Origin of the sequence: Methanoculleus caldifontis, assembly GCF_032842345.1 — an archaeon.
GTDB lineage: Archaea > Halobacteriota > Methanomicrobia > Methanomicrobiales > Methanoculleaceae > Methanoculleus > Methanoculleus caldifontis.
Genome location: NZ_WBKO01000003.1, coordinates 152055 through 165669 on the forward strand (window position 1 = coordinate 152055; position 13615 = coordinate 165669).

Genomic DNA, 13615 nt, shown 5'->3' on the forward strand with positions numbered 1-13615 from the left:
ACTTGAAATTGCTTCTGGGTTTTATTTCTAATGTGAGGTGTCTAGATCACCCTAATGATCATGTATAATCTTGTCCACTAGGAGTTTCTATCGCCCTTTTTCTGTCCCTTGATCGATAATCAGCCGTATAGATTTACCGCTCTCTCATCTAGATCCAAACTGATCTGATTCAGGTCAGTCCTAGTCTTCCTCAGATTTCTGCGTCACGTAGAGACCATAGGCTGTTTCACAACATGACACGATAATTTCAAATTTTGAATTGGTCGAATTGTGGGACTTGATCTAGAAAACTCTAGTGTCTTGTTAAATAACCCTATATAATCCCCGTTTTCAAAAACAAGATGCTGCTAAGGGGATTTGAACCCCTGTCGTCGGCGTGAAAGGCCGACATGATTGGCCCCTACACTATAGCAGCGCGCACAACGTGCCATACAACTTCGATGCCTGAAGATAAAAAAGTTGCGCCGGGAGACCCCCGGCCGGCCGCCCGGGGACCGGGACTTCCCCGCCCCGGAGACCAGGCCCCGCTCACCTGTCGATCGGGGTTCCTTCCTTCTGGGTGGCTGCCTTGAAGGCCGCCATCAGCTGCCGGGTGATGGGGCCGGGCTTGCCGTTCCCGATGACGCGGCCGTCGATCTCGCGGATCGGCCCGACTTCCGCCGCCGTTCCCGTGACGAAGACCTCGTCGGCTGCATAGAGGTCGTAGTAGCCCAGGTTCCGCTCGAGGAGGGTGATCCCCATCGACTGCGCGAGTTCCAGCACGACCTGGCGCGTGATGCCGCGCAGGTTGTTTAAGGTCGGCGGGGTGATGATCGCGCCGTTCTTGACGACGAAGATGTTGTCTCCCGAGCCCTCCGAGATGTTGCCGTGGATGTCGAAGAAGATCGCCTCGTCGACGCCGCGGTAGTTCGCCTCGATCTTCGCGAGGATGTTGTTCAAGTAGTTGAGGCTCTTGACGTTCGGCGGCATCGCTTCCGGCGGGGTCCGCCTGACCGAGACGCAGACCGCCCGGAGGCCCTTCTCGTAGAGGTCGCCGTACATCGCGCCCCAGGTGACGGCGATGACGATGACGGTCGGCTTGGGGCACTTCCGGGGGTCGAGGCCGAGGTCGCCCTTGCCGCGGGTGACGATCGGGCGGATGTAGGCGTCCCGCAGGTTGTTCTTCCGGAGCGTCTCCTTGATCGCCTCCGCCATCTCCTCCTTCGTGATCGGGACGGCGAGGTCGATCGTCTTCGCCGAGTCGTAGAGCCGTGCGAGATGCTCGTCGAGACGGAAGACCCTTCCGTTGTAGGCGCGTATCCCCTCGAAAACGCCGTCGCCGTAGAGGAGGCCGTGGTCGAAGACCGAGACCTTCGCCTCCTCCTCCGGGACATATCTGCCGTCAAGGTAGATGATCATATGAACAGTATGAGACCGGGGCGTTTGTATGCTTTGCGCTTCACGCTCCCCCGGGGCGGTGCGGCGGCCGGTCCACGGCTGGAGAAGCCGGGTGCCTCTCACGGCGGCCAGCGTGATCGGCCTCGCCCGGTGGAGGAGTATTGCAGGATACCGGTGACTCTCATTCGCGGCTTCGCGGCTTCGCGTGAGATCCTATCACCATCTCTATACTTAGCCTCACGCGAAGGCGCGAAGAACGCGAAGAAAAGGATGGGTTGCCGATGACTTCGTGAAGTCGCAGCCTCGCGGTGCTCAAACTCCGCTCCTGTGGAGATCGTTCCCCGAAGCCTGAACAACCTATGGAGCCGGGAGTTGGGACCCGCAGCACGGGAGGAGGGGTCGCTTCGAGCCTCTCAGCCCCGGCAGCAGTCCGTGAAGTGGGCGAGCATCCCCCGGCTCGTCACCGGGTGGAGGTGCGTGTAACTCCCGAGCGTCTTATCCCGGACCGCACCGTCGTATCCTCCCCGGATCCCGCTCCCCCGGCTCAGCCGGTAGGCAAACCGGGTCTCCGGCGCGAGATCGACGCTGCTGTAGTGGAACTCGTGCCCCTTGAACGCCGCCTCGCCGACGGGACTTTCGGCCGCGCTGGTCCCGACGACGTAGCCGAGCATCCGTCGGGCCGGCATCCTCGTCTGACCTGCAAAGACCCCGGCGAGGTCGTAGGACTTCTCCTCGTCCGCGTCCATGAAACCGCGGGCAAGCACCATCCGCTCGGTGAGGTAGATCAGCCCCCCGCACTCCGCGTAGATCGGGGTGCCGTTCCGCGAGGCCTCAAAGAGCCCCTCCCGCATCGCGGTGTTCGCCTCGAGTTCCGCCCCGAAGAGCTCCGGGTAGCCGCCGCCGAGGATGTAGCCGTCGGCCTCCGGCAGCCGGTCGTGGATCGGGGAGAACGGGACCACCTTCGCGCCGCACGACGCGAGGACGTCGAAGAGGTCGGCGTAGTAGAAGTTGAAGGCCTCGTCGAGCGCGACGCCTACCCGGACGTCCGGCTCGACCGCCGGATACAGGGAACGCTCCTCCGCCGGCGACCCGGCCTCTTTTGCGAGTCCAAGCAGCGCCTCAAGGTCGACGTGATCCCCGATCATCCGCTTCACGACCTCGATCCGGCCAAGGAACTCCCCGTGCTCCTGCCCCTCCCGGTAGGGGACGAGGCCCAGGTGGCGCATGGCAAGTTCCATCTCCGCCGTCCGGGGGATGGCGCCGACGACCGGAATACCGCAGTAGTGCTCGATCGCCCTGACCGCTTTCTCCTGGTGGCGGGTCCCGGTGATGTTGTTTAAGATTACCCCCCGGATATCGACGTCCGGGTCGAAGGCCTGAAAGCCCTTCACGATCGCCGCCGCGCTCCGGGTGATGCTCCGGGCGTTGATGACTAAAACGACCGGCAGGTCGAGCTGCTTGGCGATAGCGGCGGTGCTCCCGAGGTCGGTGAGGGCTTCCGCGCCCTCAAAGAGCCCCCGCACTCCCTCGACGACGGCGATATCCGCTCCCCGGCAGCCGTGTGCATAGACCCCCCTGACCTCGGCCGGGCTCATCACGTAGCCGTCCAGGTTCCGGCAGGGCCGGCCCGTCACCCCCGCAAGGTAGGAAGGGTCGATGTAGTCCATCCCGACCTTGAAGGTCTGGACGGTCCGGGTTGCCGAGAGGAGGGCCGAGAGCGCGAGCGTGATGCTCGTCTTCCCGCTCCCGGAGCGGTCGCCGGCGACGAGGAAGGACTTCATCGCCGCATGCTCCGCAGGACTTCCCCGAACTCGCTTGCGACGATCTCGCGGACGCCGAGGGTCTTGGGGTGCAGGTCGATCTCGACCATGACGTGCCGGTGCCCCATCTCCCGCAGAGGCTCCACCTGTCGGGGGCCGTTCGTGATCGAGAAGACCTCGATGCCTTCGGTATACTCCGGCGGGACGGCGTGCGGCACCCCGACCATCAGGGCGAAGTCGGGGCTCTCGTCCCGGATCCGTTCCCCGATCGCGGTCCCGTTCGCTCCGTACTCGTCGAGCGCCCCGAGGAGGACGGGGTCGACCCCGCGCTGGCGCATACCGGCGAGGATCCGCCCGGCGTCGTCCCGCACCTTCGGGAGGCCGCGGTCCTCGAGGTTCGCGATATACGTGACGGCAGCGTCCGGGCAGGCATCGTGGAGGGCGACGAGCTCGTCGGCGAACATGTAGGCGGTCTCCTTCTTCGCGTTCATGACCGCGACCCCCTTCGCGCCGGAGTCGGCGAGTTCCACCAGCCGCTCTGCCGCGACGTGCTTCAGGTCGCCGCGGGAGGGCTCGATGTAGGTCCGGGATGCCGCCCCCCGGAGCCTCTCGACCTCGTTTGCCTGTTTGAGAAGGTAGCGCTGCCGCTCCAGTTCGTCGGCGCCGATCCAGCCTGCCGCTGCGGCGGGTTCGAGCGTCGCGAGCACCCCGTCGATGTTCTCGCGGAACCCGGCGTGGATGTCCACGGCGATCGCGGGCGTCGAGACCCCCGCGTCCTGGATCGCCGACTGGAGGTCCTCGCCGATGATCATCGAGACGCACGTCCCGACGACCGCGATCCGCTGCGGCGAGAACGTCTCCTCCGCGTAGCGGAGGACCCGCATCAGGGGGTCGTGCCCGCCGAAGATGAACTCGTTGTCGGCGAGCGACGTCGTCAACACCCGCATGCCGTCCTCCTCGAGGAGCCGGGCGTGCTTGAACGAACAGCCCGACGGGCCGTGGAGGATCGCCACGTCCACCCCCAGGTCGCGGGCGGTATACAGCGCCGCGACGATTGAACTCGGTCTTGGTTGAATGTAGTCCATAGTTATCTCCACGTCTTGACTGCGAGGACGACCGCGCCTGCCGGGGTCATCTTCCGGGCGAGGGCGAGCCCCGCCTCGAGTGTCGGGGCCTCGTGCCCCTCCCCGACGTAGACGGTCGCCGCCGGGTTGACTGCCGCCACCGTCCGCCGGATGTTCTCGGCCGAGAACCCCTCGCAGACCGCATGTGCCTCCTCGCCGATGACGAGCGTCAGGGGACAGCCGCCGGAAAGTTCCCGCGCGTAGCGGGCGGCCTCAACGGTGGTCGCCATGTTCGTCCCGCTGTTGGCGTTGTCGAGGATGAGGAGGTCTCCCTCCCGCCGTGCCGCCATCCGGCCGGGCAGGGCGGCGAATGCCGCGAGCGGGGAGGGATCGATCCCGAGGACGCAGGCGGTCGCCGCCGCGAGCGCGAGCGGTGTCCGGTAGCCGGCCAGCGTGCAGAGCGGGTTTTTGAACGTGCCGGCAACCCCGAACCCGGCATACCGGCACCTCCCTCCCTCGAAGGTGACGATTGAATCGGCCCTGACCCCTCCCGGGAGCTCGATCCCCGGCGAAAGGACGGCCTTCGCCGCCCGGCCGACCAGCCGGCACTTCTCGGCGATCGCGCTCTTCTTCCCCGCCGCGACCGGGTAGTCGTCGGGAGACGTCAGGACCGCCACGTCCCCGGCGCCGGAAACACCGAGCGACTCCTCGGCGACCAGCCAGCCGCCTACCCGCTCCGCTTCGCGGACTGCGGGGATCAGGGAGGCGGGCGTGATGCTCTTCTTCCAGAGCAGTTCCCGCTCCGGGTAGCGGTAGGTCCCGGTCGAGGTGTGCAGGATCCCCGGTCCCGGCAGAAGCGAGGCGAGGGCGTGGGCGGTGGTGGTCTTCCCCCGTGCCCCGGTGATCTCGATGAACGGGTGCGGCAACCGTTCGCCGAGGACCCGCTGCACCATCTCGTGGTGGGAGATTGCGGGCCCGTGTTCGGCGAGGAGCGGGTGGTCCGGGTCGAGATGGACCGGCGCGGTGACGAGATCGTAGGTGCGGACGAGCGCCTCCTCGATGGGGGTGCCGGCCCGCCCGCGGTAGACGTCCACCTCGTCCACCTCGTGGCCGGCACCGCGGAGTGCCGCGGCGAGTTCCGCCCCGCCGTGGATGGTGTCCAGCACCAGGATTCGCATGCGCCTCAGGGCTTCAGTTCGGCGACCGCGTCGGACGCGTTCTTCAGCATCAGTTCGGCAAGGAGCGGGTCGCTGCCGATCGGGTTCGCGTAGACGAGCGGCACGGTCTTCCCGTTCAGCCGGAACTCGCCCTTCCGGGCGCCGGCAGGGAGGCCGATGATCTCGGGAATGTCCTGTTCGATGTGGACGCCGCGTGCGAGGAAGAGCGGGACGACGACGAGCATATCGATATCCTCGCCTCTGAACGCCTCGAGCTGCTCCTCCACCGTCGGGGTGTTGAGGCTCATGAATCCGGGCCGGACGATGTATTCGCCGGACTTCCTGGCGATGAGATCGGCGGTGGTCTCGATCAGTTCCTTGTTGTAGGGGAGTTTGCTTCCGTGGCCAACCAGTAACATTCCTTTTTTGCTCATACGTTACAAGGTACTACGAGATCACCTTAAAATAATTACCGATTGTTTTTATGGGCCCGACCCCCAACCTCTATTGAATGGCAAATTTCGAACGGGATATCACCTACTGCCTCAACCGGTTCTTTTCGCACCGACAGGTCCACGGGTTTGCCTACCGGCTCAAGCAGAGCATGTTCAATACCCAGTACGTCGATGTCCTGGTCGATTCCCTCGACCCCCGCTACTACCTGGCCATCGAGTGCAAATCGATCTCCGGTAAAAAGATCTACTTCTCCCAGCACTTCCACTCCGATAAGAACAACGTCCACCAGATCGACTCGATCACCGACTTCATCAGGAAGACCGGCCGGCGGGGCTTCCTCGCCGTCGAGTTCCGGTTCGGTGCGGGGAGGGCGAAGGAGGCCTACCTGATGCCCTGGGAGAAGGTGCTCGAGTACTACGGAAACGTCCCCGGTATCCCGCTTGACGATTTCCGGCTCTGCTGCACGCTCGACCGTGCCGGGGAGGAGTACGACCTGCCGGGGCTCGACACAAATCAATATCCTCTCGCACCGCCAACAGATGGAGAATCATGATGGAAGCATATGATCGTTTTGAGCTCCTCATAAACGATCGGGTCGTAAAAACACCGGTGGCAATCGCGTCCATGGCCGGGATCGTGGACGCGGCCTACGTTCTTGAACGGGCGGCCCACATAGGCGCCGCCTTCATCGGCGGCTACTCCATCGACGCTCCCACCCTTGACGCGAGCCGGCGGATGGCGGCGGAGGGCCGAAAAGAGTTCGTATATGATGATCCCATCGAGGCGCTCGCACAGGAGATCGACGCCCTGAAACAGAGCGACGTCGTTACGGGTATCAACCTCCGCGGGAGCACGCCCGCCGCCTACGCAGAGATCGCCCGTGCGTTCGAAGATGCTGTGGTCTACGAGATCGACGCTCACTGCCGTCAGCCCGCGATGGTCGAGGCCGGGTGCGGCGAGCACCTCCTCCACCACCCGGCAAAACTCGTCGAGACCGTCCGTGCCCTGAAAGCCGAGGGCGTGACCGTTTCGGTCAAGATGCGTGCCGGCGTCGCCGCGAACGACGGCGATCTCGCCCGCGCCGTCTGGAAGGCGGGGGCGGACATCCTCCACGTCGACCTGATGGACTTCGGGCACGCGAGGCTCCGCCAGATCCGCAACGCCTCGCCCCTGATGCTCATCGCAAATAACTCCATCACCTCCTTTGACAAGGCGATGGACGCCTTCTCGCACGGGGCCGACCTCGTCTCGCTCGCCCGGCAGTCCGACCCCTGGACGCTCGCTGGCCTCGATGCCGCCATCACGCGGTTCGCCGAGGAGGGCGGCTGGTACAACGCCCCGAAACAGCTCTGCCGCGGCGGGGATATCCGGGCGCTTACCTTCTGCTGCATGCCGGTGAAGGCCTGCCCGCTCATCCCGACCCTCGATAAGATCGGTCTCTCCCGGAACGAGTACTTAAAGATCAAGCAGGACGCGGTGAAGGGGACGGAACTCGACGACGGGAAGAGCACCTGTTTCGGGAGTCTCGCCTGGTGCTGCAAGAGCAGTACGCCCTGCATGTTCCGGAACATGACGCTCGAGAAGAAAGGCCTCTCGCCGCGGGAGTACATGCGCTGCAAGCACCGCCTGGCAGACAAGATCGTGCACAGGATCTTCGATGAGAGCAAGACCGCCGATGAGTCGGGCTGAGAAGGCGCAGCTTGCGATGATGCTCGAGGTCTGCGCATACCCGAAACCGGGGAACGTGGACCGGTGCCACGACTATAGCGATACCCGCCTCGAGCACTTCCTCGCCTCGACGATCCTCTCCCGGCCCGCCTTCGATGCGGCCGAGAAGGCCGGCGGCCGGGTCGGGAGCCTGATCCGGGAGGCGGTTCTCGCGACGAACACCCATTCGGGGGGCAACACCCACTTCGGGGCGTTCATCCTTCTTTTCCCGCTCGTCATCGGGGGGGATATCGAGGGTGCCCGGCGGGTCGTCGCCGGGACCGATGTTACGGACGCAATCGAGTTCTACGCGGCGTTCGGCCTCACGCAGGTCCGGATGGGGAAGAGCGACGACCTCGACGTGAACGACCCGGCCTCGGTCGCCGCGATCCGGGAGCGGGGGATGACCCTCGCCGACATCATGGCCTACTCGGCGCCGCGGGATATGGTTGCGCGGGAGTGGACGAACGGGTTTGCCCTGACCCGCCGGTGCGCGGACCTCCTCCATGCGCACGGGTGCGGCCGGCAGGCGATCGTCGCGGCGTTCCTCGACCTCCTCGCGACGGAGCCGGACACCTTCATCGCAAAGAAGCACGGGGCCGAGGTCGCTGAGCGGACGATGCGCTGCGCGGCTGAGGTGCGCGACGGCAAACAGGACCTTGCGGCATTCGACGCCGAGTGCGTCGCCGACGGCATCAACCCGGGCTCAATAGCCGATATCACCATCGCGGGGATTTACGTGGCGCTCGGGGAGGGGTGGCAGTGGGACTGCTGACCGAGGGGATCAACGAGGTCATCGCGACCACCGATAACAACGCCGCCCCGATGGGGATCATCAACCGCGGGGGCTCCCTGCACATGGTCCTCTTCCGGGGGAGCCACACGGCGAGGAACGTCGCCCGCGACCGCTGGGTGGTGGCGAACTTCGTCTTCGATCCGGTCCTCTACGTCAGGACGGCGTTTGAGGATCTGCCTGAGGATGCCTTCGTAGAGGAGGCGATCGACGGGATGGTCGTCTCCCGTCTCCGCGACGCGGAGGCCTGGGCTGCGTTCGCCGCGGACGTCGAGCGGTCGAGCGACGAGGCGATCACTGTCCGGCTCGTCCCCGTCCACGAGGAGGTGCTCGATCTGCGGCTGCACCCGGTGAACAGGGGGTTTGCGAGCATCGTCGACGCGACGGTCCACGCCACCCGCTATGTCCGGACCCGCGACCCCTGGCTCGGGCAACTGATCGAGCACCACGCCGGTCTCGCCCGGAAGTGCGGCGGTCCCCGGGAGTGGGAGGCGCTCGACCTCCTCCGGGGGTATATCGCAGGTCTTACCGGGGAGTGAGAGGGCTGCTTTCGGGCAGGAGACTTCACGCTCCGGGATAGGCGTGTATCCATTTTCTCATATTTTCTGTAATATAATAATCAATATATACAATAATGCCTCACGAGGGCCTCCTAAAGGGAGGTATCCGATATGGCGAAGATCTTTGATACATTGAAGAACGATGGAAGGTTCACGCGGCTCGCTGAGATCATCCAGACCCTCGGCAAGGACGAGAGGTTCCAGGGCGACGGACCGATGACGTTCTTTGCCCCGGTCGACTCGGCCTGGGACGCGATCCCCGAACCGAACCGGGCGATGATCTTAAACGACAAACAGATGCTCTCGCATCTTATCGACTTCTTCACGATCAGCGGGCACAAATGCACGCTCGACGCGTTGCTCTCAAAGAATGTTGTGAAGACTGTCGAAGGGAACCCCATCATGGTCCGGAAGACCGAGCGGGGGACCCAGGTGGACGAGGCCGTCGTCATCGAGGGGAACATGGAGACGGAGAACGGCATCGTCCACGCCCTCGACGGGATCCCGTTCGTGACGCTCTCGCAGGCCTTCGAGGCCTACGCAGCAAAGTAGAGCGGTGCAGCCGGCCGGGGCGCGGCGGGCGGCGGCACTCCCGCTCCGGCGGGAGCCTGCACGTTCCCGGAGCGCCCCGTCCTTCCGGAACACGACGTGCGCCTCGAAATCCTCGATAAACGTAATTTTATATACCATATGAGGTGATCTGGGCGGCATCTGTCAGGAGGTTCATGCATGAAGGATATCGTTGAGACTGCCCGGGAGGACGGCCGGTTGAGCATCTCTGTTCGGATGCTGGAGGCCGGGGGTCTGACGGAGACCCTTCGGGGAGGCGGACCGTATACGGCATTTTTCCCGACGGACGAGGCGTTCTCCAGGTTTCCGGACGAGGCACTGGATGCCATCGCAAACGACCGGGGGAGGCTTAATGGCATGATCCTGTATCACGTGGTCAGGGGCAAGCTCACCATACGGGATCTCTCAGGGATGGAGGCCATCACGACCCTGCAGGGTGATTACCTTGAGATCGAGGCCGGGGAAGGGATGCGGGTGAACAACGCTGCCGTCGTCCAGCCCGACGTCGAGTGTACGAACGGCATATACCACGTCATCGACAGGGTGCTCCTGCCGCGGGCGGTCGAGGCACGGATGCAGAAGGCGCCCTGAGGGCGGTCTTACCCCAACCATTATATATCCCCGCCCCTCCATCTCCCCGGCGGAGCAGGTTCACATGAAGAGTATCCTCGTGACGTTGCGGGATTCGGGGTCGTTTGGGACGTTTCTCGATCTCGTGCGGGAGGCCGGCATGGAAGAGATGCTCGGCAGGGAAGGCCCTTACACGCTCTTTGTCCCGGACGACGACGCTTTCCGCGCGGCCTCCGGTGAGAGGCTCGCCGCCGTCCGCAAGGACCCCGGCCGGCTCGCCGATATTCTGAGGTACCATATGGTTGCCGGAGTCCATTCTACGGTCGATCTCATCGGTATCCGGACCCTGCGATCGCTTCAGGGCGAGGACCTGGCCGTGGAGGTCGCGCCGGAGGGGGTGCTGGTCAACAACGTGCCGGTCATGGAGTCGGACGCGTGGTGCACCAACGGGATCTGCCACGCGATCTCCGCGCTGCTCCTGCCCCGCGGTGCCGGGGTGGTTGCCGTGCCGGCCGGGACGGGTGCCCGTGAGAACGTATAAATAATCCGGCGCCTGACTGGGGCGGTTGGAGAGAGCAGTATGAAGAACATCATCGAAACCCTGGAGGACTCCGAGGGCCTCAGCGTCTTCCTCGACCTGATCCGGATAGCGGGCATGGAGCAGGCTCTCCGTGAGCAGGGACCGTTCACGGTCTTTGTCCCGACGAACGAGGCATTCTCGCGGGTCCCCGAAGAGCGGATGAACGAACTCCGGCAGGACCCGGACAAACTTCTCCTGATCCTGAGTTACCATGTCGTGCCGGGGCAGCTCACCTCAGAAGACCTCCGGAGCATCGCCGCCGTCAGGTCGAGCCTCGGGACGGACCTCATCCTCCGGTCGTCGGATCGGGGCATCACCGTCAACAGCGTCCCGCTCGTCGAGACCGACGCGTTCTGCACGAACGGCATCTGCCACGCGATAGCGTCGGCGCTCGTCCCGCCGACGATCGAGATCGTCGCGCCCTGAGCTGACCCGTTGGACAATTTCACCTTCTTTTGTTGGTCCTGATACGTGATGGTTTGGCGTCTCACGCGGAGTGCGAGCGAAGTGAGTTCGAGCACCGCAGGTGCGAGCCGCAAAGAGGATTAAAACACCCACCTACCCTCCTTCGCGTCCTTCGCTGCTTCGCGTGAGATGACGATTTATGAGCGATGATACAGCCTCACGCGAAGCTGCGAAGGACGCGAAAGGAAGATTGGGGTAGCACCCAATACTCTTCGCGGCTTCGCGATCTTCGCGTGAGGTTTCGGATGCAGGTGTCAACTAATGCTCCTGCTGCAGACGGAACCGCCCGTCACGGCGGGCGATCCCGACGGCCAACAGGGCGCTCTTCTCTTTATCCTTGATCTCGAGCATGATGTCCATATCCGTCGGTGCGGTCAGGTTGAGGAACTCCGCAAAATCGGCGGGATCAAGGCTCTCCGCGTGCCGCCCCCGCCGCCCGCCGGGCATCGCGGTGCTGTAGTCGGTCATCAGGATGCCGTCGTGCGGCTCCCAGGTCGTGGCGGCCTCTCTCACCGCTTCGGCCACCCCCTCGCCTGAGGAGTTGAGGTGGTGGTGGAAGGCGTCGAAGAGGACGGGAATACCGGTCTCCTCATGGATGCGGAGGCAGTCGGCAAGGGTGTAGCGCGAGTCGTCGTTCTCGACGACCAGCCGGCGGAGGATGCTCTCGTCGAGGTGGGAGTACTCGCGGCAGAACCGCTCCATCGCGGCCTCTTTATCGCCGTAGACGCCGCCGACGTGGATCTGGATCTTTGCCGTCCGATCGAGGTGGAGGGCGTCGAGAACTCTGGCGTGGTAGCGGAGCTCCGCGACGCTCCGGCCGATGATGTCGGGGTCTTTTGCGTTGATGACGACGAACTGGTCGGGGTGCATCGAGATCCGCATCCCGTGGTCGTCGATGAACCGGCCGAGCGCCGCAAACTCCTCGGCGAAGGTCTCCTCCCAGGGTGCGGCAGCGATCGGGTGCGACCCGAACGGGACGAGGTCGGAGGTGATCCGGAAGAAGAGGAGGTCCGATGCGAGGTTGAAGCGGAGGATCGTATCGAGGCAGCGGAGGTTCTCGCGGACGGTCGCTATCAGCCGCTCATCGGAGTAGGAGGCGAGCCGGAACGTGCGGCCGCTTGAGCAGCCGACGCTCCGGTTGATGCACGGGTAGCCGATCTTCATCCCATCAGGGGTGGCGCCCGCCCGGCATCAACCTTACCGGCAGGTGTAGGTGCCCTCGCTCTCGGCGACGAACCCCTCACGGGCGAGGTCGGCGAGGATCCGCCGCACACGGCCGGGCTCTTCCCCGGTCCGGGCGGCCGCCTCCGCCTCCGTGACCGACCCCTCCTCGAGGACGAGGGCGAGCAGCCTTCCCCTCACCTGCCGGTCGGAGCCCTCGAACCTGCTCTGCCGGGAGTACGACGCGCTCCGCCGGTTGGGGTTCGCCGTCCGCTTCTTCAGGATCGTGCCGTAGTCCATCAGGGCGCTATACCACTCCCGCGGGTTCTCGCGGTGAAGGGCCCGCTCGACGAGCGGGAGGATCTCGTCGTCCCTGACCCCCTCGCGGTCCTGGAAGAAGAAGTGGATGAAGACCCGGCGGATGTTCGTCTCGATGTAGACAACCGGCGTGTTGAAGGCATACGCGGCAATGGCCGCCGCGGTCGCCTTCCCGATGCCGGGGAAGGTCGCGAGTGTCTCGACGTCGGCGGGGAGCCGGCCGCCGTACTCCTCGACGACCCGCTGCGCGGTCCTCTGGAGCGCGAGCGCCCGGCGGTTGTAGCCCATGCCCTGCCAGGCGAGGAGGACCTCGCTCTGCGGGGCGGCGGCGAGGCTCGCGAAGTCCGGAAACCTCTCGAGAAACTCACGATACCTTACGGCGACCCGCTCGACCTGCGTCTGCTGGAGCATGATCTCGGAGACGAGGATCCGGTAGGGGTCGGCGGTCTGCCGCCAGGGGAGGTCGCGGCCGTGGGCGCGGAAGTGCGAGAGGATGAGGTCGGAAAAGAGGCCGACGGCCTCCGGGGTGGCCCCGTGCTCGCGGGTCTCTTCGAGGATCCGCCGTTCGAGGTCGTTCTGGTCGGGGTCGAGGCTGCCGATCACACCCATGATTCGGCCGGGCGGGGGATATAGGTTGGGAGCGGGGTTTCCTCACCCCTGATCTCACGCGATGGTGTGAGGTCATAGGCAGTGTCCAGGCCCTCTCTTCGCGGCTTCGCGTTCTCGCTCTTCGCGTGAGGCCATACGGCTACCTGTACCCGTTATCTCACGCGAAGCCGCGAAGAACGCGAAAGGGGCTGCCAGTAACCATCCGGACTTCGCGTCTTCGCGCCTTCGTGTCTTCGCGTGAGGATACTGCTACCTGTACCCGTTATCGCACGCGAAGCCGCGAAGCCGCGAAGAACGCGAAAGGGGCTGCCAGTAACCATCCGGCCTTCGTGTCTTCGCGCCTTCGTGCCTTCGCGTGAGGCCATACTATTCCTGTACCCGTTATCGCACGCGAAGCCGCGAAGAACGCGAAAGGGGCTGCCAGTAACTATCCGGACTTCGTGTCTTCGCGCCTTCGCGCGAGGCTGC

Annotated in this window: 15 protein-coding genes and 1 tRNA gene; 8 read left to right on the forward strand and 8 right to left on the reverse strand. The window is 64.5% G+C overall.

The features are described from left to right. Nucleotides 1–342: 342 nt before the first annotated feature. The 6 genes from F8E02_RS12490 to cfbA form a co-directional block, all read right to left on the reverse strand. Nucleotides 343–415, reverse strand: a tRNA-Glu gene (locus F8E02_RS12490). Nucleotides 416–528: 113 nt separating this feature from the next. Beyond that, nucleotides 529–1398, reverse strand: a complete 870-nt coding sequence (gene ilvE / locus F8E02_RS12495) for a branched-chain-amino-acid transaminase (protein ID WP_317065935.1) — start codon at nt 1396–1398, stop codon at nt 529–531. A 392-nt stretch (nt 1399–1790) separates the two neighbouring features. After that, on the reverse strand, nt 1791–3158 hold the full coding sequence (cfbB, locus tag F8E02_RS12500; RefSeq protein ID WP_317065936.1) for a Ni-sirohydrochlorin a,c-diamide synthase: 1368 nt from the start codon (nt 3156–3158) through the stop codon (nt 1791–1793). Next, complete coding sequence (gene cfbD, locus F8E02_RS12505) at nt 3155–4222, reverse strand: Ni-sirohydrochlorin a,c-diamide reductive cyclase catalytic subunit (RefSeq protein WP_317065937.1); 1068 nt, start codon at nt 4220–4222, stop codon at nt 3155–3157. Before cfbD ends, cfbB begins: the two co-directional genes overlap by 4 nt. Before the next feature lie 2 nt (nt 4223–4224). Next, entirely contained in the window at nt 4225–5379 is a 1155-nt protein-coding gene (cfbE, locus tag F8E02_RS12510; RefSeq protein ID WP_317065938.1) for a coenzyme F430 synthase, read from the reverse strand. A 5-nt stretch (nt 5380–5384) separates the two neighbouring features. Further along, nucleotides 5385–5792, reverse strand: coding sequence for a sirohydrochlorin nickelochelatase (cfbA, locus tag F8E02_RS12515; RefSeq protein ID WP_317065939.1), 408 nt, complete (start codon nt 5790–5792; stop codon nt 5385–5387). Between the two features lie 77 nt (nt 5793–5869). On the opposite strand from cfbA, the gene F8E02_RS12520 reads away from it, so the two are divergent. The 8 genes from F8E02_RS12520 to F8E02_RS12555 all read left to right on the forward strand — a co-directional run bounded on the left by F8E02_RS12520 (nt 5870) and on the right by F8E02_RS12555 (nt 11020). Continuing rightward, nucleotides 5870–6367, forward strand: a complete 498-nt coding sequence (locus F8E02_RS12520; RefSeq protein ID WP_317065940.1) for a Holliday junction resolvase — start codon at nt 5870–5872, stop codon at nt 6365–6367. Then, a complete protein-coding gene (locus F8E02_RS12525) occupies nt 6364–7503 on the forward strand; it encodes a methanogenesis marker 9 domain-containing protein (protein ID WP_317065941.1) in 1140 nt (379 codons plus the stop codon). Before F8E02_RS12520 ends, F8E02_RS12525 begins: the two co-directional genes overlap by 4 nt. Further along, nucleotides 7490–8296, forward strand: coding sequence for a triphosphoribosyl-dephospho-CoA synthase (locus F8E02_RS12530; RefSeq protein WP_317065942.1), 807 nt, complete (start codon nt 7490–7492; stop codon nt 8294–8296). Before F8E02_RS12525 ends, F8E02_RS12530 begins: the two co-directional genes overlap by 14 nt. Next, a complete protein-coding gene (locus tag F8E02_RS12535) occupies nt 8284–8853 on the forward strand; it encodes a DUF447 domain-containing protein (RefSeq protein WP_317065943.1) in 570 nt (189 codons plus the stop codon). Before F8E02_RS12530 ends, F8E02_RS12535 begins: the two co-directional genes overlap by 13 nt. 132 nt (nt 8854–8985) lie before the next feature. Next, nucleotides 8986–9426 carry a fasciclin domain-containing protein gene (locus F8E02_RS12540; protein ID WP_317065944.1) on the forward strand — a complete coding sequence of 147 codons (441 nt, stop codon included), beginning with the start codon at nt 8986–8988 and terminating at the stop codon, nt 9424–9426. A gap of 177 nt (nt 9427–9603) precedes the next feature. Beyond that, the gene (locus tag F8E02_RS12545) at nt 9604–10035 is read left to right on the forward strand and encodes a fasciclin domain-containing protein (RefSeq protein ID WP_317065946.1); all 432 of its coding nucleotides are present in this window, start codon (nt 9604–9606) and stop codon (nt 10033–10035) included. Between the two features lie 64 nt (nt 10036–10099). Beyond that, nucleotides 10100–10555: a fasciclin domain-containing protein gene (locus F8E02_RS12550; RefSeq protein WP_317065947.1), complete on the forward strand. Its 456-nt coding sequence runs from the start codon at nt 10100–10102 to the stop codon at nt 10553–10555. 39 nt (nt 10556–10594) lie between these two features. After that, nucleotides 10595–11020 (forward strand): fasciclin domain-containing protein, encoded by a 426-nt coding sequence (locus F8E02_RS12555; RefSeq protein WP_317065949.1) that lies wholly within the window; start codon nt 10595–10597, stop codon nt 11018–11020. 297 nt (nt 11021–11317) lie between these two features. Here the strand turns inward: F8E02_RS12555 and uvsE are convergent, their stop codons facing one another. Both uvsE and F8E02_RS12565 read right to left on the reverse strand, forming a co-directional pair. Continuing rightward, nucleotides 11318–12223: a UV DNA damage repair endonuclease UvsE gene (uvsE, locus tag F8E02_RS12560; protein ID WP_317065950.1), complete on the reverse strand. Its 906-nt coding sequence runs from the start codon at nt 12221–12223 to the stop codon at nt 11318–11320. Nucleotides 12224–12256: 33 nt separating this feature from the next. Further along, nucleotides 12257–13147: an HhH-GPD family protein gene (locus F8E02_RS12565; RefSeq protein WP_317065951.1), complete on the reverse strand. Its 891-nt coding sequence runs from the start codon at nt 13145–13147 to the stop codon at nt 12257–12259. Nucleotides 13148–13615 lie beyond the last annotated feature (468 nt).